At 58.3% G+C, this 24,356-nt stretch carries 22 protein-coding genes; 5 read left to right on the plus strand and 17 right to left on the minus strand.

Annotation, left to right across the window (positions count from 1 at the left end; genetic code table 11):
- Positions 1–29 precede the first annotated feature (29 nt).
- Positions 30–737: an RdgB/HAM1 family non-canonical purine NTP pyrophosphatase gene (gene rdgB / locus HMPREF9058_RS03180; protein ID WP_009747280.1), complete on the minus strand. Its 708-nt coding sequence runs from the start codon at positions 735–737 to the stop codon at positions 30–32.
- A 3-nt stretch (positions 738–740) separates the two neighbouring features.
- A complete protein-coding gene (gene rph / locus HMPREF9058_RS03185) occupies positions 741–1,544 on the minus strand; it encodes a ribonuclease PH (RefSeq protein WP_009405675.1) in 804 nt (267 codons plus the stop codon).
- Positions 1,545–1,697: 153 nt separating this feature from the next.
- Here rph and HMPREF9058_RS03190 point away from each other — a divergent pair, with 153 nt between their 5' ends.
- Together HMPREF9058_RS03190 and HMPREF9058_RS03195 are read left to right on the plus strand one after the other, a co-directional pair.
- On the plus strand, positions 1,698–1,991 hold the full coding sequence (locus tag HMPREF9058_RS03190) for an antibiotic biosynthesis monooxygenase (RefSeq protein ID WP_004565265.1): 294 nt from the start codon (positions 1,698–1,700) through the stop codon (positions 1,989–1,991).
- Between the two features lie 234 nt (positions 1,992–2,225).
- On the plus strand, positions 2,226–2,804 hold the full coding sequence (locus tag HMPREF9058_RS03195; protein ID WP_254654045.1) for an STM3941 family protein: 579 nt from the start codon (positions 2,226–2,228) through the stop codon (positions 2,802–2,804).
- 13 nt (positions 2,805–2,817) lie between these two features.
- On the opposite strand, the gene HMPREF9058_RS03200 is transcribed toward HMPREF9058_RS03195, so the two are convergent.
- The 3 genes from HMPREF9058_RS03200 to HMPREF9058_RS03215 all read right to left on the minus strand — a co-directional run bounded on the left by HMPREF9058_RS03200 (position 2,818) and on the right by HMPREF9058_RS03215 (position 7,456).
- Positions 2,818–4,170, minus strand: coding sequence for an SMI1/KNR4 family protein (locus tag HMPREF9058_RS03200; RefSeq protein WP_009405586.1), 1,353 nt, complete (start codon positions 4,168–4,170; stop codon positions 2,818–2,820).
- 76 nt (positions 4,171–4,246) lie between these two features.
- The gene (locus tag HMPREF9058_RS03205; protein ID WP_009405997.1) at positions 4,247–5,560 is read right to left on the minus strand and encodes an ISL3 family transposase; all 1,314 of its coding nucleotides are present in this window, start codon (positions 5,558–5,560) and stop codon (positions 4,247–4,249) included.
- Between the two features lie 936 nt (positions 5,561–6,496).
- Entirely contained in the window at positions 6,497–7,456 is a 960-nt protein-coding gene (locus HMPREF9058_RS03215) for a hypothetical protein (protein ID WP_009747614.1), read from the minus strand.
- A gap of 584 nt (positions 7,457–8,040) precedes the next feature.
- On the opposite strand from HMPREF9058_RS03215, the gene HMPREF9058_RS13745 reads away from it, so the two are divergent.
- Entirely contained in the window at positions 8,041–8,772 is a 732-nt protein-coding gene (locus HMPREF9058_RS13745) for a hypothetical protein (RefSeq protein WP_254654046.1), read from the plus strand.
- Between the two features lie 1,528 nt (positions 8,773–10,300).
- Here HMPREF9058_RS13745 and HMPREF9058_RS03230 read toward each other — a convergent pair.
- Positions 10,301–11,761 (minus strand): ATP-dependent endonuclease, encoded by a 1,461-nt coding sequence (locus tag HMPREF9058_RS03230; RefSeq protein ID WP_009747445.1) that lies wholly within the window; start codon positions 11,759–11,761, stop codon positions 10,301–10,303.
- 279 nt (positions 11,762–12,040) lie between these two features.
- Positions 12,041–12,454, minus strand: a complete 414-nt coding sequence (locus tag HMPREF9058_RS03235) for a hypothetical protein (RefSeq protein ID WP_139018927.1) — start codon at positions 12,452–12,454, stop codon at positions 12,041–12,043.
- 277 nt (positions 12,455–12,731) lie between these two features.
- Here HMPREF9058_RS03235 and HMPREF9058_RS13580 point away from each other — a divergent pair, with 277 nt between their 5' ends.
- Positions 12,732–13,049, plus strand: coding sequence for a hypothetical protein (locus HMPREF9058_RS13580; RefSeq protein WP_175284665.1), 318 nt, complete (start codon positions 12,732–12,734; stop codon positions 13,047–13,049).
- Positions 13,050–13,334: 285 nt separating this feature from the next.
- Here HMPREF9058_RS13580 and HMPREF9058_RS12960 read toward each other — a convergent pair whose 3' ends face one another.
- The 3 genes from HMPREF9058_RS12960 to HMPREF9058_RS03250 all read right to left on the minus strand — a co-directional run bounded on the left by HMPREF9058_RS12960 (position 13,335) and on the right by HMPREF9058_RS03250 (position 16,578).
- Positions 13,335–14,840, minus strand: coding sequence for a helix-turn-helix domain-containing protein (locus tag HMPREF9058_RS12960; RefSeq protein WP_009406278.1), 1,506 nt, complete (start codon positions 14,838–14,840; stop codon positions 13,335–13,337).
- A gap of 193 nt (positions 14,841–15,033) precedes the next feature.
- Positions 15,034–15,285 carry a helix-turn-helix domain-containing protein gene (locus HMPREF9058_RS03245; RefSeq protein ID WP_009406232.1) on the minus strand — a complete coding sequence of 84 codons (252 nt, stop codon included), beginning with the start codon at positions 15,283–15,285 and terminating at the stop codon, positions 15,034–15,036.
- A gap of 138 nt (positions 15,286–15,423) precedes the next feature.
- Complete coding sequence (locus HMPREF9058_RS03250; RefSeq protein ID WP_009406222.1) at positions 15,424–16,578, minus strand: hypothetical protein; 1,155 nt, start codon at positions 16,576–16,578, stop codon at positions 15,424–15,426.
- 280 nt (positions 16,579–16,858) lie between these two features.
- On the opposite strand from HMPREF9058_RS03250, the gene HMPREF9058_RS13330 reads away from it, so the two are divergent.
- Positions 16,859–17,572: a hypothetical protein gene (locus HMPREF9058_RS13330; RefSeq protein WP_139018929.1), complete on the plus strand. Its 714-nt coding sequence runs from the start codon at positions 16,859–16,861 to the stop codon at positions 17,570–17,572.
- A gap of 60 nt (positions 17,573–17,632) precedes the next feature.
- On the opposite strand, the gene HMPREF9058_RS03255 is transcribed toward HMPREF9058_RS13330, so the two are convergent.
- The 7 genes from HMPREF9058_RS03255 to HMPREF9058_RS03275 form a co-directional block, all read right to left on the minus strand.
- On the minus strand, positions 17,633–17,854 hold the full coding sequence (locus tag HMPREF9058_RS03255; protein ID WP_009406058.1) for a hypothetical protein: 222 nt from the start codon (positions 17,852–17,854) through the stop codon (positions 17,633–17,635).
- 564 nt (positions 17,855–18,418) lie between these two features.
- Positions 18,419–19,738: a tetratricopeptide repeat protein gene (locus HMPREF9058_RS13335; RefSeq protein WP_009405499.1), complete on the minus strand. Its 1,320-nt coding sequence runs from the start codon at positions 19,736–19,738 to the stop codon at positions 18,419–18,421.
- A gap of 118 nt (positions 19,739–19,856) precedes the next feature.
- Positions 19,857–20,345, minus strand: a complete 489-nt coding sequence (locus HMPREF9058_RS13340; protein ID WP_139018930.1) for a hypothetical protein — start codon at positions 20,343–20,345, stop codon at positions 19,857–19,859.
- On the minus strand, positions 20,330–21,151 hold the full coding sequence (locus tag HMPREF9058_RS13345; RefSeq protein ID WP_009747271.1) for a hypothetical protein: 822 nt from the start codon (positions 21,149–21,151) through the stop codon (positions 20,330–20,332). Before HMPREF9058_RS13345 ends, HMPREF9058_RS13340 begins: the two co-directional genes overlap by 16 nt.
- 283 nt (positions 21,152–21,434) lie before the next feature.
- On the minus strand, positions 21,435–21,713 hold the full coding sequence (locus tag HMPREF9058_RS03265; RefSeq protein WP_009405839.1) for a hypothetical protein: 279 nt from the start codon (positions 21,711–21,713) through the stop codon (positions 21,435–21,437).
- 51 nt (positions 21,714–21,764) lie between these two features.
- Entirely contained in the window at positions 21,765–22,022 is a 258-nt protein-coding gene (locus HMPREF9058_RS03270; protein WP_009406270.1) for a hypothetical protein, read from the minus strand.
- Entirely contained in the window at positions 22,019–24,292 is a 2,274-nt protein-coding gene (locus HMPREF9058_RS03275) for an FtsK/SpoIIIE domain-containing protein (RefSeq protein ID WP_254654047.1), read from the minus strand. Before HMPREF9058_RS03275 ends, HMPREF9058_RS03270 begins: the two co-directional genes overlap by 4 nt.
- Positions 24,293–24,356 lie beyond the last annotated feature (64 nt).

The raw sequence follows: 24,356 nt of genomic DNA on the forward strand, positions 1-24,356 counted from the left end.
GGCACTTCACTGACGGCGCCCTCGCGGGCTCAGCCGGCCAGGACCTCGGCCAGGACCGGCGCCAGGGCGCGGAAGGCCTGTCCCCGGTGGGAGATGGCGTGCTTCTCCTCAGGTGTCATCTGGGCGGTGGTGCGGCTCCGACTCCCCGGCTCGTCCTCCTGGACGGGCACGAAGATCGGGTCGTAGCCGAAGCCCCCCTCGCCCTGAGGAGCGTGGACCAGGCGCCCCTCCATGGAGCGCTCGATGGTGGTGACCTGCTCTGCCTGCCCGCCGGAGGCCGGCTGGACCAGGACCGCCGCGCAGGTGAAGCGGGCGCCGCGGTGCGGGTCGGCGACGTCGGCCAGCTGGGCCAGGAGCAGCTGAAGGTTCGCGGTGTCGTCCCCGTGCCGGCCGCTCCAGCGCGCTGAGAAGATCCCCGGCGCCCCACCCAGGACGTCGACGCACAGGCCCGAGTCATCGGCGACCGCGGGCAGGCCCGTGGCCCGGGCCAGGGCACGGGCCTTGAGCAGGGCGTTGTCGGCGAAGGACAGACCGTCCTCCACCGGCTCAGGCGCCTGGAGTGAGGCGGCCGAGATGACGGATTCGGGCACCAGCCCGGGCACGAGCGGCGCCAGGATCTGCCGCAGCTCGGCCAGCTTGCCGGCGTTGTGGGTGGCCAGGACGAGACGGGCTCCGGCGGGCACCCGGACCCGGTTCGTGAGCGGGGCGGCGCCGTCGGCGTTGGACGAGGCACTCACGGCTCAGGCCTGCGACTGGGGCGAGGAGTCCGCCGAGGACACGGTGAAGGGCTCACCGCTGGGGCCGGCCAGGGCCTGGCGCTGGAGCGCCGCCAGACGGCTGTTGCCGGTTGCGGCCAGGTCGAGCAGCTCTCCGAGCTCGGAGCGGTCGAAGGGGGCATGCTCGGCGGTGCCCTGAACCTCGATGAAGCGCCCGTCCCCGGTCTGGACGACGTTCATGTCGGTCTGGGCGCGCACGTCCTCCTCATAGGGCAGGTCGAGGCAGGGAACGCCGTCGATGATCCCCACCGAGATGGCCGACAGCGAGTCGGAGAGCACCGGCTTGCCGGGACGGGCCTTGATGAGGCCGCGCTGCGTGCCCCAGGCTACGGCGTCGGCCAGGGCCACGTAGGCGCCGGTGATCGCCGCGGTGCGGGTGCCGCCGTCGGCTTGCAGCACGTCACAGTCCAGGGCGATCGTGTTCTCACCCAGTGCGGCGACGTCGATGATGCCGCGCAGGCTGCGGCCGATGAGGCGAGAGATCTCATGGGTGCGGCCACCGACCTTGCCCCGCACGGACTCCCGGCCGGAGCGCTCCGAGCCGGCCCGGGGGAGCATGGCGTACTCGGCGGTCACCCAGCCCTCGCCACTGCCCTTGCGCCAGCGTGGGACGCCCTCGGTGAAGGAGGCGGCGCACAGGACCCGGGTGCGCCCGAAGGTCACCAGGACCGATCCCTCGGCGTGGTCGAGCCAGTGGCGGGTCATGGTCACGGGGCGCAGCTCGTCGACGGCGCGGCCGTCCTTGCGGGTGAAGGGGGCAGTTGTCATGGGCTCAGGCTACCCGGCAGCCATCCGGTATCGGGGCGGCTCAACACCGCGGGATGCTTCATGTCTGTAGTCCGCACCGGTGGTCAGGCGGTAGCGTTCGTTGAGATATCTGCTTGCGGCCGTGAGCCGACGGAGACACAGAGGAGAGCACCTATGACCTATGTCAACATCACCGCACTGACCTTCCCCGAGGGAGCCCAGGCCGAGATCGAGAAGCGCTTCGCCGCCCGGAAGCGAGGCGTTGACACCTCACAGGGCTTTCAGGGCTTCGAGCTGCTGCGCCCGCTGGTCGGAGAGGACCGCTACTTCGTGGTGACCCGGTGGGACAGGCGTGAGGACTACGAGCGCTGGAGCGCGGCGCGGCCCGCCGGCGGGCACGAGGACGACAAGCGCCGGGGCATGAGCGTGGAGGTCCTCGGCTTCGAGGTCGTCCAGCACGAGGAGTGACTCAGGACGTCGCTGGGCGTAAGTGCGGTGATGGGGAGGGAACCGATCACTGCGTCGTAGCCCGGCGCCTCCACCTCCCGAGACGGGAGCCGGGAATCAGCTCTTCGGGTGAATTCCTGGTCGGATAGGGCCCCTCACCATCGTGAGGTCACTAGGGTAGGGGGCGTATCCGTCGTACCGATGAGGGGTAAGGAGACGAGTCACGTGGGAGTCGATGCCGGACGAGTTCGTCAGATGAGCGAGCAGCTGCGCGGCACCGGGATGCTTGTTATTCCGGAGTCACCGATGCGTCTCTGGGGAAGCCTTCTGGGCTGCGTCGGCTTCACAGCGGTGGGGGTCTGGATCATTCTGATTGCGAATCAGTCGAGCTCCCCGCTCCTCTACATGCTCGCTGGTATCGCCTGTATCGGTTTCTTCGGCGTCATCGGTATCCCCGGCATGATGAGGAAGATCATCCTCCGCAGTCGACTGGTGGTGACGCCTGAGGGGCTGCGCCTGGAACGGCGCAACATCGTCAATGAGTCCGCACGCTGGTCGGATATCGCCGAGTTCTTCGGGCAGGAAGTCACTCCCGACAGTGGCTCACGAGCGCAGCTGGTGATCGGCTACACCCTGACGCCGCTGGGCCGGCAGATGCGCCGCCAGGACCCGAGCACCGCCCAGCTGAGCCAGCAGATCAATGAGGTTGCCGACCGTGGGATGGGCAAGGAGGAGCGCGTCTACCTTCCCGGCACCTTGGAGGGCAGTAAGGAGGACCTCCTGGCCCTGCTTCAACAGGCGCACCAGTTCTACGGCGCACCAGGGCGCGTCTAGTCCCCTCGGTGACTCAGGGAGCCGGGGATGGCGCCGTGACGAAGACCGACGCCGGCACCCCACACCGGGAGTAGGCGAGCTGGCAGGTGTGGCAGGGGCCGAAGGCCCTGGTCGGGGTCTGGATCTTCACCCGGGTGACGGTCTCGGGGAGGCGATCGACGCCGAACTCGGCGGCGCTCTGTTCGAGCATCTTGTAGGCGGCATCGACCTGGTAGGACCACCGCCCGAAGGAGCCGCCGCCGCGGATGGCGTGGTCGAGCCAGGCCTCGTACCAGGAGATGAAGCTCGGGGCCACGCGGGTGAAACCGTCGTCGCAGGCCCGCGAGTCCAGCCAGACGCTGCCGTCGTAGGGGCTCATGCGCCACTCGGCGCCGCAACCGGCGTCGGCCAGGTGGATGCCTCCGTCGTCGGCCGGGTAGATGTCCAGCCCGTAGCCGGGGCCGGCGCCTGAGCCCGCGATGGTGCTGAGGAACCAGCGCAGGTCCTCCGGCAGCGAGAGTCCCGCAGGCAGGTTCGGCGGCCCCAGCCTCATGCCGTGGTGGCGGCTGCCGAGCCAGCCGGCTTCGCTGCTGGGATCGTGGGAGGTCGCGGCGATGAGGTTGAGGGTGTGCTGGAGTCCGTCCCTGGTCAGGGGTGGTGCGGGCTCTAGGGGCGTGAGTACCGACCATTCCCGGAGCATACGGTGGCCACCGGGCTCGGGCGGGATCGCGTCCAGGACGCTGCGTCCCGCGGGCCAGTCGGCGCCGGCGAGCTTGAGCTCGGTGATCGAGTGGGGGCCGATGGCCGCATAGCAGCCCAGTGCCACAGCGTCGTCGGAGCGAGTGGCGGGAATCAAGGGGCTAGCGAGTACCCGGTCGGTCAGGGCGCGGGGGCCACCCAGCCGCTGGCGGTAGGCCTCCACCTCCTCGATCGGCATGTTCATGCTGCGGTCGAGATGCCCGGTGGCCACCCGGTAGCGTCTGCCTCCGACGGTGGCCTCGAACTGCTCGACGTCGGGATTGTCAGAATCAATGAGGTCCGGGTGGCCGATTCCGGTCAGCAGGACAGGCCCGAAGGCACAGGCCCAGTTGCATCCGGCGGTGACCACCGACTCCAGCTGGCTGGAGCCGTAGCCGCTGGCCGTGACCAGGACCCGTCTGCTCCCGAAGGCGCCTCCGCTGATCTGAAGGAAGAGGAACGCGCCGTATGGCTCGTGGTCCTGGAGCTCGTCAATGAAGCACTCGATGACGGGCAGGCCCTCGCCCAGCCGGACCGTCTGGGTACCGTCGATGGTCTCGGTCGTGGCGCCTCGGAAGTGCCTGGCGATCGTCTGCGCCAGCACGACGTCGAATGCGGGGGTACCCGAATCGAAGGAGTTCTCTTTCATCGATGCCTCGGAACAAGTCGATGGAAACGGGGCTCTTCGTATTTGAGGGTGTTTTAGGCGGGGCTTATCGGCTGGTTTAGGTGGTTGCTGCCAGGTGGTCTTTGAGGCGTCCGGTGTGGATGAGGCTGCGGATGGTGTAGTGCGTGAGGTTGCGGAATCCCAGGGCGATGCCGCGTAGTTGCTCCAGGCGTCCGTTGATCGCTTCGGTGGGGCCGTTGGAGGTACGGGGGCGGTCGAAGTAGGCCAGGATGTCGGAGGCTCTTTCGGTCAGGGTTCTGGCCAGTGTCTGGATCTCCTCCAGCCCGTCGGGGACGGCCTGCCTCAAGGAGTCGATGAGCCGTTGCATCAGGTACTTTCCCAGGCCCGCCTCCTCGGTGCGGTAGGCCTGGATGAGGCGCTGGTAGACGCCCCAGGCGGCCTGGACCGCAGCGTGGCGCTCATCGGCGAAGAGGTTCTCCAGGCGCTCGGCCTGGGCATCGGTGAGCAGGCCGGCCCCGGTCAGCAGAGTGCGCCGGGCCCGGTAGAGCCGGTCACCCGCTCGGCCCCGCCGGCCCGTGATCGCCCGCTGGATCCGCCGGCGGCACTGGTCAAGCTTGCGGGCCGCCAGGGCCACGACGTGAAAGGGATCCATGACCGCCCGAGCCTGTGGGAGCTCCTCGCCGGCGGCGCTCTTGAACCCGGTGAAACCGTCCATGGCTACCACCTCGACCCGCCCACGCCATTCCTGGTCGCGCTGGGAGAGCCAGGTCTTGAGGACCTTCTTGGAACGACCCGGGACCACGTCCAGCAGACGCGCCGGACCACTGCGGTCGCGCACGGGAGTCAGGTCGATCATGACGGTGACATAGCGGTCGCCCCGCCTGGTGTGGCGCCACACATGCTCATCAACTCCGAGAGCCTCCACCCCCTTGAAGCGGTCTGGCGCCTCGTTGAGGATCTGCTCGGCTCGGGTCAGGATTGCGTTGTTGGCGGTGTGCCAGGAGATCCCCAGAGCGGCTGCCACCCGGGAGACCGACATGCACTCCAGGGCAAGGGACCGCAGCCCCCACTCCACCGCCGAGCGCGTCAGCCGCGCCCTGGGCTCAGCCAGGCCGCTCGTGTCCTGTCTCCACACTCGACGGCAGTGGGTGCAGGCGAAGCGCCGCACGCGCACCACCAGCTGCGTGGGCCTCCACCCCACCGGCACGTGGGCCAGGCGTCGGGCCACCGTCCCACGGGATACTCCCTGAGCGCCGCAGGCTCTGCAGAAGGGGTCCTCGAACCCGATCGGCATGCGGCACTCCACAATGGCTCTCGTCGAGGTCAGGAGCTGACCCACCGCGGTCAGTCCCAGGGCATCCAGGCCCAGGAAGGTCGTCAGATCAGGGCAGGCGAAGGTAGTCTCAGGCACGTCGAGGTCTCTCGTGACGGTTGTGTAGCAGCTCCCATCATCGGGAGACCTCGACCTCTACCCAAGCAACGACGCACCCACCCCACCTATGCACTTCAATAGGCTCCAGCTACCACACCCTCAAACGCGAAGAGCCGGAAACGGCAGGTGTCGGAGCGTACGAAAGAGTTAGGGCCTCCTGTCAGAATTTGGGGACCCTCTTGGTGCTGGAAACTGAAATCTATACACCTGGGCAGCATCAATTCGAACAACTGGCTACCCCTGCTCGCCTTCCGTGAGCGCCTCATCGCGGGTGAGGTAGCTCCGGAGTCGAACACGTCTAGCGTAGCGTCTACCGAGGAGAGGAGCGAGACCGCGACGGCCCGCGGCATCCGCAACACGGCCTGCCGTCCGATCAGCGCGACGAAGAAGCAGCAGATTCTCGACCTGGTCTGCGCGGGCCTGACTGTCAGCCAGATCGCTGCGCAGGTCGACGTCGTAGCGACCACCGTCCATACTAACTGCGCCGCAGCGACGACAGGTTCGGGTGCAGCGGTCGTCTGCTCCAAACGGCGAGACCTCGAGCCACATGGAGGCGGTTTTCAGAGCGTGCCTGATGACAGGTGATGCTGTTGCAGGCAGAAGGAAGAGTGGGATGTAGCATCATCGGCCTGATGAGGGCTCACATGATCTGCTAGTGAGGGTGTGATCGAAGAGATATCGACATTTGTCTATTGTGGTCGGTTGTTGGTGGGAGGCTGGGAATTGTCGGTTTATTCCTTAATGTGCACATGTCGTCTTGTCAATCGAATCGGTTTATCCTCCATTTCCTCTAGCCTAGATCTCGGGTGCCTGAAATCTTTGGTTTATTGTGTCGCCTGACCAAAGTAGTTAAAATGACGTGAGAAACATCTTCGATGTGCTGTAGGTTCAATGAAATGCTTTTGCGGGCATAATCTATGTTGTGGCCCCGTTCTTTCGTTTAATTGTGCCCTGAATATTACGTCGTGCTTTAGATAGTATTTTGCTCGCATCACCACCAATAATTTCTTCTATCTCCCAGGTTCTAACCGTTGCCTGTCGTGGTAACCAGATGCCGACGCGCTGGGCTTGGTAGTCGTTGTCGAGGTCGAGAATGAGGTAGCCCAGGAGCTGCATGAGAACTTTCCGCACCCACGGTGCTGTGATGGTGTCCTTGACCTTGAAGTCGAAGAGGGTGTCGTCGATGAACCAGTCGCCGTCGGCGCCGCCGACTAAGAAGTCGCCGGAGAAGGATGGGTTCGAGATGAAGAAGGCCCCGTGTCTCATGCGTAGGCGCCAGTGCTTGATCTGGCGTTGGTTGACGATGCGCAGGCGAAAGATGTCTTCGAGCATGAGCGGTGGGATCGAGTCGTACACCTCGTCGACGTTCCGTGCTGTTGACAGGCGTTCGCCCAGCGAGCTGCGTATCGCCCGCCCGCCGGCGCGGTAGATCGACTCGCACCAGGCAAAGACGATGCTGGCATAGTCCTGGTCGACGTCGTCGCCGTCCCTGGTGAGTCGTTCCGCTTCGAGGAAAGCGTCGCCAAGCACGTCTGATATGTGCTGGCTGTTCGGCAACAGTGGTGCGAGGAGATGGTTGAAGACGTCCATGCCCATCGCCGAAGCGCTTCGGCGTGGATCGAACTGGCCTAGCATCATCCTGGTGCGGATGTCGAAGGCCATGCCGACAGTTGGCGAATGGCGTCGTGCGTCGGTCACTCCGTCTGGAAGTGGTGCCAGGGATCGTGCCTTGACGAGATCGTAGAAACCAAGCCGTTCAGCGACCCGCTTGCCTTCCGGTGACCTGCCACCAGCTATAGCCAGAGCGGGGGCACAATTTTCCACCAGCTGCCGAAACGGAGACTGCTTCTTGTTCAGTTCGCGCGTCAGGCTCATGGGAGGCTCCACCGCAGGGTTAAGAGGGATATACGGCAGTGCAGAGCCGAGCGACGCCGGTGTCGCCACAGGGGACGGGGGCTGGAGGATGACTCCAACAGGGACGGGGCTGCGTTGCCGCAATCGATAGTAGAGCGCCGCACGACCAGCCTGCAGCGGTCTCCCGTCCCAGCGGGCTGTTTGCGGCCGAATCGTGATCTGATGTGGGTGAGAGCGGGGCAGTCATCTATGAGAGCCCGCATCCTGCTATCAGGGATGACTAGAGCGTCTTTGTGAATCACTCGTGCCTGTGTCTGAGTGCGGGGAAGGACTCTTCGCGTTGGCGCTCGAGGGCGTCATTTCCGCAGTACGGAAGAGCGGCGGACGCTGGTGAGCAGGCGTCCAACGGAGCGATCGTGGTGCCTGCGTCGGTACGCCTCCTGCGACTTGCTCGCGTATCCCGCCGACCAACTTCTCTGCCCGCAGTCCAGCGCTGTCGCTAGGGCGATGTGGGCGCACACGATGAGCAGCACAGCGCCGGAGAAGAAGAAGGAACTGGCGATGCTAGCGGGGGAGGAGGTGCCGATGCTGACACGCCAGTCCTGATGCCGCACTCCGTCCATCTCGCCGACACCGGCTCCGGCACTCGCCTCAGTGCCCTGCTCACCCCACCCTTCGACCAGCTGGCCAGCCCCAGCCTGCACGCCGCCGCTCATGCGCACCACCTGCAGCACGCGGCTCAGCCTGACAACTCGATCACGTCGCACACCGCTGACGACGAGCCCACGAGCCCCACAACACGAACAACGCCCACCCTGGTGGGTGAGCGTTGTTCAACATCTGGAACCGCATCCCAGCCTGTTTCGACTGGGGTGGGTTCAGGTAAGAGCTTGTTGGTACACCTGGGCAGCATCAATCCGAACAACTGGCTACCCCTGCTCACCTTCCGTCAGCGCCTCATCGCGGGTGAGGTTGCTCCGGAGTCGAGCACGGCTAGCGTAGCGCCTACGTCAGAAGCAAGCGAGACCACTGCAGCCCGCGGTATCCGCAAGACGGCCTGCCGTCCGATCAGCGCGGCGAAGAAGCAGCAGATCCTGAGCCTTGAGCCTACCGGCATGACTGCCCGCGAGATCGCTGCCCAGGTCGGTGTCACCGAGTCCACCGTCCGCGCCACGTGCCGCCAAGCCAAGCAACCACCCCGCCGCAAGCGACGCTTCACCGACGACGACCTCCGGCGTGCTCAGCAACTCCACGCCCAGGGCCGCACCTACATCGAGATCGGCCTGGAGCTCGGCTTTGGGCGGGATACGGTGAGCAAGCATCTGGCAGCGGCATAGACCTGACTGATGGCTGGGGGAGTGGAGACAGACAGAGTCATTACGCCACTACTTGTCTTCTCTCGTTGCCGCCGCAGGTTGGGCCCGGCAAACACTTTAGCGTTGCCAGCAGCCCTGATCCCCGTAGAAGGTGAAGTCGGCACGAGCTCGAATACACCACAAGATCCGTCTGCGTACCCTGCCAGCGGTGATCATTATTCGACGTGATTCCGGAAATTACTATTGACATCGCCAAAGAAAAGCATATAATCATAACTAGACACAGGCCAACACCGTGTCACCAGAATCTCCGGCGAGTGGTTTTCAGGTCACACAGCGGGAGATTTTTATTTAGTGAGCTTTAACGCGGTTTCCTATCAAAGACTGACATGAAGTCTTTGCGGCTGGTGCACTTGTCTTCCTTGACTTGCACGCAGAAGTAGCTGTTACCCTTCGTTGCGCAATAGAACCGATGGGGCAGCATCCGCATATCTTCGCCGCTTGCGATCGTATCTGGATCGATCTGAGACTTGACGTGCGGCTACCACTTCGTCGAGCGCACGGTTACGTTACATTCCTGAAGATCATGCTTTAGAACTTCGTCGTGTGATGCTTCTGAGAGCCGTGAGCGTCATCTTCAAATGTAGAACAGTGAACTATTCTGCGCTTGTCGTATGAGACGTGAGTCACGCACGAAAGGCGACGCCTATCGTTGGCATTTGCCCTACAGTAGGAACATGTCAAGCTCAGACGTTCCTCGCATAATCCGCAAGACAAACAAAATACTCAAAGACTGCGGGTATCCAGAGATTAGTAGTGAATCAGAAAAAATGCTTGCAATATCCGCGTCAATCAAGGCCAGTCAAGACCTCAGACTCAGGGGTACCTTTGCTGTCATAAGTGCGTTGTCGTTGATCGGTGCATGGATCACCTCTGGAGGTGGCTTCACGTCGCATTATGTTGTCGCATTTTTAGCGCTAACTTCAATTTCAACCGTATACTCATACTTCACAATCATAGATGTGGGCTCGCGAGATGCAGCGTCGGCAATCTTGAATCACCGTGCCAGCAATCTAGAGTGATGCAACTAGTTTGGAATACATCTTGCAACTTGATGTCAGAGGGGGAGGGGAACTATCGGGGCGCAGTGGCAGCGGAGGGTAGTGAAGGGCACCAGTGACACGCGGATGGAATGTTGGGCCTAACTCTCAAAGCGGGAGTGTGCTGCAAGATTTCGAGGTCAGTAGGCCAGCCTCCTGCATATAGTGGGCTCACGCAACATATTGAGCAGTTAATATGTTCTGTCAGCGGCGTTGTGCTGCTCAGCCACGACGTCCGTGATGTTCTGTCGTGCGGCCAGCTGACTGGTGGCTCTGCGTCGAGCACATGGTGCCCAGCTTCTTCAGTATTAACACGGATGCGAACCGTTGCGAACTGATGCCGCAGGCATGCCACCTGTGGAACGCGCGGGGAATCCCGACACGTTCCACAGGTGCGCGACCGACAACCTTCAGGTGGGCAACGGCGCTTAATGCGAGTGGCTGATCCTCTACGGGGTGCTAACTTGCGTGCTCTGTAGCGTCTTCAGCACTGCGATGAGGCTCTCGGTTGACTCTTCCAACTCGTCGTCCGTGTATGGAGCGTTGAGTCTGTTCTCTGGATGGTGTATAGAGTTCCGAATGAAGTATGGAAGTGTGGCTTCCTCTGGGCCATCGTTCGGCCGGTCATCGCGTTTCCATTCTTTGTCGTATGGCAGCTTGTGCGTATCGTGTAGGCAGACGTTAAGACTCCACTCACTCTTACGTTTGGTAATCACCTGTATCTCACCCCACAACTCATCATGGAATTCAGGCGAAGAAATTCCAAATGCAAAGTAGGTGATCTCGCCTAGAGAAGGCTTTTGGTTGGCGACGAGTCCGAGTTCTTCCGAGTACCGAATCGATGGCCCGTCATCTTCGCGCGAAAGGATGAGCAGTTTGTGCTGTGCTGGGAGGTATGAGCGCAGCATGTACGGCGAGTGCGTGATGAGGAATAGTTGCTCGTTTTCCGAGATTTTTGCCAGCGCTTTTCCGAGCTGAATCTGCGCACGAGGGTGGAGCCAGGTTTCGGGCTCGTCCAGGAGGAGCGTAAGGGGCGCAAGCTCCTTCGTTTTGTGCTGCATATTCGAGTACACCTGAATCAGTGCCAACGTGACGGCGCGCTGCATCCCGGTACCTTTGTCGCACAGCGGGGTCTCGTAGTTGCCATCCGTGACGAGTAGCTGGCCACCCTTGATGAAGGTCGTAGCATCAGGAAGATCGAAGTTGAGCCGGACTTTGGCCGCGCCGTATTGCGCCTGTAAAAGGCTTTCAACTTGGCTGGTGACCTCTTCAGTCAGAGATGAGAGCGATTCCTCGCCATCGGAGAACGCCTCTAGATGAGCCCTCTGAAACGCCGTCCACCTGTCGGTCTCTTGGAATTTTTGTGAGATGGCCGCGATGAGTTTACCGAGTGGTTTTGTTGTGCCAAGATCGACGACTTCGGAGGTGGTGGTGTCGGCAAGCACCGGCACGAGGTCGACTAACGACCTGAAAAGTGCGTCGATACCGGTCGGGTTCTCGAACCGCTGCGTATCTGGGTTCCATAAAGTGATTTTCTTCCCGTCAAGTTTTACTTTCTTGCCGTTCTGCTCAATTTCCTCTTCTTTTGGTGAGCGGCGTACCTTGAAATAAGGTCCGTCTTCATTGAAGAGCAAATAGTCCTTAAGCTTAGAGTATTTTCTGTCTTCAACAATCTGGGACAAATCTTCCCCGGCAATGATGGCTTCGACCGAGAAGTCCTCGCTGGCAGACTTGTTTTGCAATGCTGACGTGTCGCGATTTCCTTCGGCAAGATACCGTAGAGCATCAATTATAGTGGACTTTCCGCAGTTATTATTGCCAACGATGTAGTTGATTCCTTTGGAGAAGATGATAGGCTGTTCGCCCTCAAAAGACTTGAAATTGGTGATGGTTAGGGACTTGAAATACATGATGGGTTCCTCATGGTGTGTCTGTCGCAGCCATTGCGACATCGTGCCCGAGTGGGGCGCTTTCACGATAGCTTGTCGTGAGGATGGTGAGTGAGCCTACGCCGTTGCGGTTTGGTAACGGCAGTGGGGCGCGGACCTCTCAAGCTGCTTGTCGACCTGGATGTAGCGCCTTAGGTAGTAGTCGTCCTAGACTGATCGGTACTGCGCTGGAGTTGCGTGCTTTTTAATAACAATCAACTCATCGAGACACAAAATCGCTCTGTGAAAACGATGATGCTGCTACGCCGACTGCAACCTACTCTCAACAACCGCTACCCGGCCGGCGAGAGCCTCATGCTGCGTGGTGAGCAGCCGTAGTGCGCCTCTCGCTTCGAGGGCGTCTTGGTGCTGAGACTCGATGTCTTTACTGAGTGTGTCGATCCGCGTGGTCACTTCCTGATGGTTGCGATCGATCTTCTCGTTTAGTGCTGCAAAGCGCGTGTCAATCTCATTGAAATGAGCGCCAATGGCGTCAAAGCGTGTTTCCATGCTTGCACGCATCTCCTTCGTCTCATGTTCCAGCTTATCGAGCCGTCTCTCCATGCCGTCTAAGCGCTTGTCTATCTTGTCGAAGCGCTCAGCATTCCGTGCCTCTGTGGCGTTGAGACTCGTGGTTAATAATTCTTGTATACGTTGAAAGTCTTTTTCAGTCATACTTCTATTTAAGCATGTTGGTGCATGAGTGTAAACCACGACATCGTGGCGATTGGAAAGAGGTCGGCCTGGTGGCAGTGTATCTTTGATTCAGCTGGTACGGCTTTACGTGTTCGAGAAAAAGGTGAGTCATGTCAAAATCGAGTAAAACTATTGACAACTCAATCGAAAAGCATATAATCATAACCAGACACAGTTGATCGCCGTGTCACCAAGAAATCTCCGGCAGGTAGTTTCTAGGCTACACCGCGGGAGATTTTTATTTTAGGCTGATTTAGTGCGGCTTCCTGTCGAAGACAGACATGAAGTCTTTGCGCTTTGTTCGTATGTCTTCCTTGACTTGAACGCAGAAATAGCTGCCGTCTTTCGTTACACCATAGAACCGATAGAGCAGCATCCGCTGATCTTCGGTGCTAGCGATCGTATCTGGATTGATCTGAGAATTGCGAAGCAGGTCAAGCGCCGCCTTATAGAAGCGAAGTCGCTTGGTGCGATCCTTCTGATTCTTATCCATCAAATGTGTCCAAAACACGGCGAGAAATACTTTCTCGCCGCTGAAGTACTTCGACTTGACGTACGGCTGTCGCTTGGTTGAGTGTGCGATGACGTTGTATTCCTGGCGAGCACGCTTTAGTACTTCGTTGTATGACGATCCTGAGAGTTGTGGGTATTTTGTATTATATGCATTCATTACTCCAATCAGTATACAATGATTGTAGCACTATGAGAAGGTTCGGCTTGATTGTTAAGTAAGCAAGCTGAAGTCTGTTTTGTGTCTATCAGTGAATCGGTATGCAACCGCCGGGAGTGGCTGGCTTTTGCTCATCGAGTGTTCTCCATCTTGGTAACAACACTGACTAATGAGGTAATGCCTGTATTATTAACTCTGGTGCTCGTTGATGAAACTTCGAACGTCTGGATGGTCGCTCCACCACCATCCATTAGGGTATTGGATTGATTGTTGTTGAGCAGTGCTAATCGCTTCATTCAAGGCTGTGGCGATCTGGGAATCGTTTTTTTGTGGAAACAACTGCTGCCGCATATTGTCATCGTCGATGAGTCGAACGAGAATTGGGTAGGTGTGATTCTGTTTGAAAGCAGACGAAGCGGGATAGGCGCTACCGCTGTGCGTTTTGTCGGTCGCAACAATAGCGCAGTACAGAATGTCAAACTGGCACAGTGAGTTAAGGAGTGGGTCACCCACTGGGATGACTTCGTCAGTATTGAGTGCTATATCTGGCACGTCAGGACGCATCGCGGGATGCTCGACCATAAGTAGGCGTGCTGGGGGAATCATGAGGCCTCCACGGTCGTCGGCAGGAAATAATTCTGCGCAAGACGCTTGGACTTGTCCGTGGCGGATCCACGATGTGTAGACGTACGTGAAGGCGTCGATTTTTGGAGGATAGGGCTGGAGTACAAGATTCGATATAGTCGACCACGCTTCGCATCGGACAGCGGCTGCGCCGATGATGTAGCAGCGTACGATGATTGCGAGTTGCTTTGATGGATCTTGCGGGTCAAGTTGCTTATACGCATCGAACAGGCGGGTGATCGTCAGATCAGCAATGTCGATTTTGCCGAGGAACAGAGCCTGCACGACGATGATAGTTGCCTTATTGAGCGCCTCGACATAACGCTCCTCGTCGGCGGCAAATCCGGAGAGCTGAGACAAGAAGTAGCGGATACGCATGTCTCCGCTGAGTTCAATATTGGTGAGCAGTGCCTCGACGAATGTGTCGTCTGACATTTCTATCGATAGCGGCACATTGGATCGTCCACCTGGGCTTCGCAATGACTTGACAACTTCTGCCACCAGAGATTCTATGTTTTTTCGGGCATCATCGCGGATGCGCTGATCATGCTCCCGTAGCAGCTCATTCCAGTGCGACCACCGAAGAGGGGCGTTTTGCGCGCCATCTCGGATGCAGATGTCTCCCGTGCGAAACAATTGTACAGTTTTACCATTCTTTTCATATTGCCCAAGTGCGCTCATGGGTACAGGGAAGCCACTTTCGTTATGATGAGCGTAGATGACAACTACCTCGTGCCCGCTAACAGTGTGGAACTGTGAGACGATGTGTACGGGGCCTTCGGTGTACCTGCGGATAAGGTCGTTGAGGCGCGCACCGTCGAAGAGTTCACGTGTTTTCTGATCAAAGGTTCCTTGCGGGGCAACAGGCTTTCCGCTGTCGTCAACTCCAATGAGGATGTATCCGCCTGGCGGTCGGTTCGACATAGATACAACATCTTTGACGAACTTTACTCTCCCCTCGTTCTTAGAAAGGTCAACGCTTTCTTTGAATTCGAGGTGTTGTTGCTCTGGCTCAGAGAGCAACTCAGTGAGTTTCTCGATGTCGGTGCGACCGTCAACAGTAACTGCCATTATTCCTCCGGGTATTCTATTTTGGCTACTCTGTAATAAGTATACAGAAAATACGACAGAATGGAGAGATCGCTGGGGAATGATGAACATACGGCAGTGACCACGCCGGCAGTAGTGTCGCTGGCGGCTGCTCGCGAGGAGTGACGGTAACTGCGGTAAGAGCGGTGCCGTCAGCCTTGAAGACCATCCAAAGTCAACTTGGCGACACTTCCAACCCGCTCACCAACCCACCAGCGTCGGTGTCGAGGGCGTGGGCGATGCGGAGGATGTTGTGGAGGCTGAGGTTGCGTTGGCCGCGTTCGACCTGGCCGATGTACGACCAGTGCAGGGTGGTGCGCTCGGCCAGCTTCTCCTGGGACAGGCCCAGCTGCTCGCGGCGGGCGCGCACACGCCGACCGAACTCACCAGTGGCTGGTGAGAGCGGCGGCTTGCGGTCGGTGGGCACGGCTCCATCTCAACCGGCCGAAGACTCCCAATCCAGAGACTATATATCTCAAGACGATGTATCCTGTGGCTGTCCGTAGCGGTCGAACTGGTGAGGAGGTGAGCCAGATGAACGGCGGAAGCTGACTATCCCTCGGAACTAGCCCTCTCTCGAGGAGGCGACTGCCTCAGGCTGCTTGGTCTGGGGCAGCTCGTCGTTGGTTGCCCACGTGAAGGCCACGCCAGATTGGGGGAGTAGCCAGCTAGAGGTCTCGACGGTGATCTCCTTGCCTGGTACAGCCTCTGGCGAGTGGACGATGGTGGAAGCCGGCGTGGTCGCCATCGTGTCACTGATCTGGACTTCGGCAATGGTGGTGTCTGTGTAGTCCAGGCGCAGTGACCAGCCCCGTGTCGGCTGCGCGACGGCGAAGTACAGCCGGTGGCTCCACTGCGGGGTGATGGTGCGGAAGATCTGGCGGATACGGACTGGCTTGCCGCTCCTGGCGTCTTCGTCAAGGTCGACGCTGTAGGTCTGGCCGGTAGCACGGGTACTGCGGCGGATCGGCTGTGGCCGGCCATCGACGGTCAGCTCCAGCAGTTCGTATGCCTCCCGGCGGCGGGCGTCCATGCCAGGGCGCGGTGCCATGAACCAGGTGGAGGTGGCTGGGACGTCCTGGCGGAGCTCGGTGTACTCATCCTGGTCAGACACGCACGCGAAGCGCCGGGTGGCACTGCTGGGCACGGTGGTGTACTCCCACTCCACGGTGACGTCCAGCAGAGGAGTACCTGCGGTACTCCTCTCTACTGCAGTAGAGAGCCGAACGCGCACCGTCATGTCGTACCACCGCTCGGCGGCGCGGATGGCTTGGTCGCGGATGTCGCGGTAGATCTCCCGGGCGAACTGCTCGTCGCCCAGGCGCAGCGCCATCACGTTGGCCGCGATGTCGTCCAGCAGTTCTGGCGTCGCCACACGCTTCAAGTCATCAGGGTGGATGGCGAAGCCCTCCACCACCGCATCACGCATCGCCGGAGCCTCCTCCCGGATGATCTGACGGAAGCGGGCCAGCGTGTGCGCCTCCTGGTCTCTCCGGAAGGTGTACTCGAAGAACGTCGACAGCAGCCCCGCTCCAAACAGCGTTCCACCCAGCTCACCCAGCGGCAGGGCGTGCAGCCACTGCCAGTCGCCCAGCTGCAACGGGGACAGCCAGGCGTTGAGCATCATGAGCAGGATGCCGGCAAGCGTCAGGGAGACGGCGAGCAGGGCGGCTTTGAGCCGACGGAGGCGGTGGTGGGGAGAAGGCTCGAATTCGGACATTACATTATTAATTTTAGCACTTTTATAAGTTGGATAAAATAGGTGTACTTAGTGAAACACAGCCCTCGGTCCGGTAACTTCGTGCTGTAGCGCCAGTCTGACTGGACTTAGTTAGACAGATTGTGGGGTGGCGTCTAACGAGGCGAACGCAACCTCACCCTCAAGAGCCTGGAGAAGATGGCAGAGCAGATTGGGGTGGAAGCTCTGACACTCCTGCAGAAGTAGTGCAGGGTGCCAACGCCGTTCCTGGCCACAGCGATGCCTGCGTATACTTTTGTATGTGTTTAGCTACATCGTAAAGCCAGGAACTAGCGAACTGTGGGGCAACCCCGCACTTGCACAAGACTTCTTCTGGTTGCCGCCCGACACCCCGTTCGGCAATCTCACTACCAAAATTTTCGCTGTCGGTCAACGACTTGCCCACGCCAACGTGCGACTCCAAGAATGCTATACCTGCTGGCAAAATACAATGGCAGCCGCGATGGAACACGATGCCAGTCCAGAGGGTGTCGATGCACGTATTCTCAGTTATGGTAATAACTATATTCAGCAACAATATGCCGGCGAGGAGGCGGTCGCCGCCATTCGTCGATGTGCTGACGAACTTGTTACGCTCATCTGGTACTTGACTCAATACGACGAGACCGGACAGTTTCCTGAGAAGATCAAGGTTGACATGATTGACTCGTTCCTCCCAAAAAGCCAGGAACTACTTAATAACAAGCATGACGCCTTCCTGGAAGAGCTGCGACGACTATCCAACGCCCACAAACATTCATTTGCACAGTCTGACGCGCACATTATCGGGGCAGATGAACCCTGTGTCTACCTTCTTTCCTATCCTCGAAATAATAGAACTAAGGACTGTGAGTTCGTTGTTGTCCCCATGCATCAACTCGTCGATGAGTTCAACGCCTTTTTAGTGGATTGCTTTGAGCGAGTGCGAAAACTAGGCGAAGATATCCACCTCAGACAGTATGATGAGACTGTCTGAGGTGGGGCCGTGCGAGAAACATAACTTGATGGCTGCATGCCCCACCTTGGCCGCACAAATTCAGATGTATTCATGCAGCCATTCTGGCATGCTCGGATCATCCACAGACCAAGAGTCGACCTCTTCCTCTTCCTCTTCCCATGTGTTCTCGTCTCCATCGAAGAACTTTTGGCGATGGCACTTGTACTTCGTGACCGTATCACCCTCAAGTCGATACTCGTTCCAGTAGTAATTCTGTTTGCCGTAGCCTTTCCACTCGTTGGTGGTGTAAATCGTTGACATTATCAGTCTCTCTTTCTGAAGCGCTTGCTTTTCTGACTCAGGGAACGGCCCGTTTCTGAGCGTTGACCTGAAGGGTGAGCAAAAGGCCTGTATGCTGGAGTAGATTCCGACCAGGTGGCTAAATCACAGGCGATCCGCGTTGGCATATCATAGCATTGGAATGAGGTGCCGATGCTGCACATTGGTGACTACGGTATTTCCGGAATACTACCTATTAATATGGTTGTTCTGCGTGCAAGATAGGTCCTACGTCCCAGCGTGTGCTGTCGTGTCTAGAGCGACTTCCTCCTTGACGTGCTGTTCGACGTTCAGGTTGTGCCAGCTGATTTTGCCCTCGCTGATGCCAAGACCGCCATAGATCGGTGTAGTCTCGATACCTCCCATGCCCGCCAGGATGACCTGGCGTGGCTGCTCAGCGCCGTCTTGCTAGTGGAAGACGTCGTACCAGCCCTCGCTGGTGCCACCTGGTGCAGCGACGTTCAAGGTGTAGAGACGTTCAAGGTGTAGAGACCAGTGATACAGTGCTCAGGCGTCTCAAGTTTGCCCGTCTACCAGCTCACGAAATCAAGAAGACTTGCGCTCCTTGAGCTGCTCCTCAATTGTCTTGATCTCCTCTCGGTAGGTTTCGCGGGCTGCTGCCTGTTGCTCTTCTAGCCGCCGACTAGCATTGAACACTTCTCTTTCCGCGCGTTCTGTCTCACGCTCGTATGTCTGCACACTTTCTTTGTGTCGCCGTGATCGACGAACCCAGTGAACGATACCCAGCACTGGGAGCGGCACCAGGAGAAGCCCGGGAAGATACGGCATGAAGATACTGGTTAGTATTATGTGCGCTGTCATGTAAATGCAGATTGCGAGGGGAATCCAGTGTGGCTTTCTGAGTGGCTTGTCGGGCCTCTGGATTGTCGGCTCCTCTACCGGCATAGCGTAGATTGCCTGCATGCGCTTGCGAATCAACTCAAGTCGCGTGATATGAAGATTGATGTAGTCAGACAGCCTTGTGCGTGCCTCATCAACAATTCGCCACGCATCAAGCGTCGTAAGTTGCTTGTTTAGGAGCCTCAGAGACTCATTGATCTTCTCTTCATTTATCTTGTCGTTCTCGATCCAACTGCTAAGCTGATACTCCTGCAAGTCGAATGTGAGACACAGGTGATCGATCGCAACGAAGTACGGCTTGCTCACGCCCTGAATGGTAGACGACGCAATATCTGGATCCTTCCCAAGAGCGGTCAAGCATAGTTCGACGGCTTCATCGTATCTCCGCATTTTGATGTATGCCCAGGCAGCTGACCACACAACGATAGGAAAGTATGAATCCGTTGCTACGTCGAGCGCACGACGATAGTTATTGAGCGCCTTTTCGTTCTCATTGAGGATGAGAAACGCGTCTCCCCGTGCTTGACTAACATCAATCACATTTTCTTGATTGAGATCTAGAATGTAGGCCTGATTTGCGTACTCAAGAGCATGCTTTGCGTCGCCATGGAAGGTTTCAATCTGCGCCGAGATCACATAACTACGAGGATTTCTGTCATCGAAACTGCGTGCCTGCTGCGCGGCAGCGCGAGCGGCGTCATAGTCATCTGCAAAGTAGTACTTCCACGCTTCGTCAATCCAGTCAATCTCTTGGGAGTCCGCTGCTGGTGAGAAGGTGAGGGTAGCGTCGTAGTTTTGACGGGTTTCGTCATCGCGGAATACTTCGATGGCCGCCTTAGCTATCTTTAGCTTCTCGGCCGCTTCTTGCCCATTGCGGCCACTCAATGAGGCACGTTGCCGCCACTGACGTGCTATGTGGCTCGCTTTCCTGTGCAGTTCTTCTGTGTTCTCATCTTGTCCCAGCCCAAGTTCTTGATAGAAGTTGATATTTCCCTGATTCGACACTATGATCGATTCCTTGCTCGTTGTGCTTTCAATGAGAAGAGTGATTAACCAACGACTAATGATGTGCGGCTACGTCAATTGGCACTGGAGTGCGGTGATGTTAACTGTCTGGACAGGACTAATGCCTCAAGATGCGAGTCAAGCCAAGTTGAACCGACCATAAGGTACCTTCACGATTGAAGCGAAATACGATGAACTTCCCGTGATCTAGTCTGTATTGCATATTCTTACGTCCTGCGAGTCCTCCTTCAAAGTCAGGAGCTCCAAATATGTCGATAACCTCCTGTATCGTGGCTGTATTCGGCAGTGAATCTAGTAACTGATGAGAAAGCGGAGTAAAGGGAGCTTTGTAGAAATTATCTTTCTGCAGATATAAAGAAACAACGACGAGGATATCATCACGTAACTGCAGCTCGAGGCCTGAGTTGTAGTACAGCCAGTACGATTCAGTCGAATCGACTGGGAGGAAGTCTGGTTCAGTGTCTTTGATGAGCGGGTCAGCTGCTAGTCCGTTTGTAGCAGCACTAACTGCCGTTTCAATTTCTGCTATGTTTTTTCCGACTAGTTCGAAATACTTTGTGATTGCGCCAGCTAGCTGAGTTTCCATATTCCCTCCGGGAAGACACTTAATTGATTTACTAATTTAGTTTTTAACACACTAATGTGACTGCTGTCAATATCGTAATATTCAAGATCTTTTGTTACGGCGTCGACTATGTTTAATGAATCCTCAACAACCTGTTTAGCAGTGTTTCGGCCTCCGATCGTGCGACTGTTCTTTCGATGCATATTCTTTGGCACCGCAATTGCTCCTCCATGTCGTTCCACAACCTTTCTAATCATTTGTTTCTCTTCCTCAGTGACTGGATTTTCGGTTATTATTTCGATGTATCGACAAGCTGCTTCACATAGTGCCGCTTTCGAGGGGATGTGATCAATTTCCATCCCGTTTCTTGGTCGGGATGCGAGGTCTCCATACGTTCCAACTTCAAAAAGTTGAAGTTCGGCCTTGGGGTCTGAAGCGTGTGTTGGCTGTCCCTGAATGATCAACGCTTCGATGTGAGTTCGGATTGAACCTTCTTTACGTCCCGCTGCTTTGTAGTCGCCTAGAGTGCTCTGACCGGTTGGTCCTTTTGCGTAGGTACCTTCCCTGCTTCTTACCCGAAATTCCATCTCTGCTTTCAGGTAGTCATTCAGTGCCCTTCTTGCACGCTTTGCTGCTTTAACTGCGGTGTCGACACGAGAGGAGGCTTTATCGTTTTCGTTGTGGGAATCTCGGGAGATGTTAGATTTAAGTTTATCGTTGAGTATCTTTACAATACGTTCCTGGGCCTTGATGGGGCCATTGTTAGAGCATATTGTATTGACACATTCCTTGAGCTCGTCAAGGATGTCATTCAAATTATCTGACATGGCGTTTACCTGTGATGAGGGTAGCTACTATTTAGGCGCGCCTCGACTGCTTCCTGCATTTTAATTATTGCGTTTTTACAGTCTTCATATTCAGCTAAAGCTGTACTGGCCGCTTGAATCATTTTGTCTCCTAGTTGAGAATTAGCGCCTTTCATGATTGATCTGGTTCTGTTGCTGACGTCGCAGCATGAATTGACTGCTTCCGCAGCCTCCGTATATGCTGTAGTTAGTTCATGTAATGTCTTTTTGTATGATTGTATCATTATAATCCAATGCGGCTATATTATTGTTTTGCTGCCTGTATAAACTGCTCAACAGCCCTGCCGAGCTCTGCGAGTGCGGTGCTGCTGTCTTGGAGGCTGCGTTGGGCGGTGGTGACGGCTCTGGCGGCTGCGGCACCGCTCTTGGACGGGTGGGAGACGGCGGCGAGCTTCTGGCCCTTTTTGCCGAGGGTGGTGGAGGCGGCGCTGGTGCGTTGGCTGAGCTGTGCGGCGCTGGAGCCGATCTGGCTGGCGGCGGTGATGACGGCGTTGAGGTCGTCGCCGGCGTTGTCTAGAGCCATGAGCCTGTTCCTCTCGGGAAATGGAGTGGTTAAGAGTTGTGAGCAAAGTGCCTAGATGTTGGTGACTTTCTTGGCGGACTGCTCTGCTTGGCGGAGCGCCTGCTGGGCTTTGCTGAGGCTGTCGTCGGCGCGGCGGAGGGCGGCGAGCATGGCTTGCTCATGGCCGGCTTGGCCGCCTTGGAGGGTGCTGGTGACGAGGGTCATGTTGTCGCTGTTGGTGGATTTGAAGTCGTTGATCAGGCCGTTCTGCTCGTTGATCTGGCTGATGACGGCGTTGATGGCGGCTTTGACTTGGGCAAGTGAGGTCACGGTGCACCTTCGTTCTGGAGCGATGGGTGTGGGAGCTGGGCGTAGGGGATGACGAGCTGCGGCCTACTCATCTCGGCTGCGTCCCAGACGAGCATGCGATTGTCGGCACCGCGCCAGCGCAGCAGGGCGTCGTCGAAGAAGTCGACGGCCGACGAGGCGTCGAGCTGCATGGCCGTTTTGATATCGAAGTAGGTGCTGCCGTTGTAGCCAACGCAGTTCTCGAACGATGTCTGCTTCTTCCACCAGAGCAGGAAGTGGATGTGGCTGACGGGCGCGGTCTTAAACAGCTCCTGGAGGGCTTCTTCTCGTTCGTCGGAGCTAGTGCGCCAGCGCTCGAGGCCAAACCCGACGACGTAGACCGGCGGTGCGTCGGCGTCGTCAGCGCGGTCAGCGACCTGCTCGGTTAGCGCATCGACGAGGGTGGCGGCCTGGTGCTTGTCGACAACGCGGTAAGCGCCGCCGATCTTGGTGAGCTGCTGCTCGAAGGCGGCACGCACAGCGTCGCGAGACGGCGAGTGCCAGTCGCCGATCAGGTCGAGCAGAATGAGCTCGGCAGCGGGCGTACTGTGCAGGAGGGAGAGCGCAGTGTTGAGCAGGACGGCGTGGCCCGGGCCGGTGCCAAGCAGAGCCAGGTTGCGGCCGACGTCGGTCGTGAAGTCAACTGTGAGTGGTGCAGCGCCGACGCTGATGTGTCTGCCGAGCATCGCCTGGCCGGCGTGGAGCGACGGTAGGACGCGTGCGTCGTCGTGGAGGCTGAGGCGGCGTTCGCCTTCGAAGACCTCTGGCGGAGCGACGGTGTCTCGGGCCTGCTGCCACCATGCGGTGCGCAGCTCGGCCAGGATGGCGTCGTCGGCATAGGCGATGGTGGTCTTGCGGTTGGAGGACAGCTCGCCGTAGTCGAGGTTGACGATGGCCTCCCGGGAGCGCAGGTGGCTGGCGGCGTCGTTCTTAAACCCCAACGTGGCGTGGGACTCCGCCAAGGAGTTCTTCAGTGCGATGCGCACCGGCACCTGGCCGAAGAGCCCTTCGCCTGCGGTGCCACCCAGGAGGTAGCCGCTGCTGATCGTCTGGGAGGCCAGGATGAAGTGGATGCCGCAGGCGCGGAACAACCGGGCACCCTTAACCAGCAAGTCGACCGCGTTCTCGGCGGTGTCGTCGTCCTCGCCGAAGAGCATCTGGAACTCGTCGATGACCACCACGATGCGGGGCATGACGGCCTCGGGATCCGCCAGGCGGTACTGGCGGATGTTCTGCACGCCGGCGGCCTTGAAGGTGGCCATGCGCTGGCGGTAGATAGCGAAGAGATGGCGCAGGACGTTGACGCCGTACTCCCGATCGGCGTCAAGCCCCAGCACACGGGCGTGCGGCAGGAATGAGCCGGTGTGCGGGGCTGGGGCGAAGGCCTGGAGAGTGACACCCTCCTTGAAGTCGAGCATGTAGAACTCGACCTCACTGGGGGAGTAGCGCTGGCACAGGGAGTGCACCACCACCGAGATGAGGTTGGACTTGCCCTGCCCAACCGCGCCAGTTATCAGGGCGTTGTGGCGCTGGTTGAGCTCGTCGCCAAGGGTGACCTCGATGGTGGACATCCCGTAGGTACCCACCGCGAAGCTGATGCCGTCACGGCTGGACTGCGACCAGGGGGCATCCAGCGGCTGCACCTCGCTGAAGGCCACTGGCTCCACCTGCGCCGACGCAACGGCGGACGCCACGTGGCGACTGACCGCGATCAGCTCATCAGCGCTCAGCGGGTCGAAGCGACCCCGTACGCCACTGCGTTCGTCAAGAACCGTGCTTCCATCGACCTGGCACTGCTGGCTCAGGCCAAGAACAAGCTCGTTGACCCCCAACGTCATGGAGTGGACGAGGAAGGTGACGCCAGCGGCGGGACCAGCCTTGAACAGGACGGTCAGCTTGTCCTTGATCTCATCGCTGAGCAGCTCATAGTCGGTGGACAGGACGACCAGCTTGAAGCCCTCCACCTTGGGTGAGAGTTGCTGACGGAAGTCCAGCAGGCTCTCCGTGCGGCCCTGGATGACGTTGAGGACGGCCTGGATGTGCTCGTGCAGGTGGTGGATGGTCTCGGTGAGCTCCTGCGTGTCGTTGATGTGGTGCAGGATCTTCTCCCCACCACTGTTGACCTCCTGGAACGGCGCTGCCATACCTTTGAGCGCATCATCGAAGACCAGCACCTCCAACTGCCCTGGCGCAGTCTCCTTCAGCGCTTTGGCCATCAGGAACTGGGTGAACCGCACCGAGTCACGATTCACCAAGGAATCCTCGACCCATATGTTGCTCCGCCCGATGAAGCCTAGGATGTCATTACCAAGAGAA

It is taken from the genome of Actinomyces sp. oral taxon 175 str. F0384, from assembly GCF_000223355.1.
In the GTDB taxonomy this organism is placed as follows: Bacteria; Actinomycetota; Actinomycetes; order Actinomycetales; family Actinomycetaceae; genus Actinomyces; species Actinomyces oris.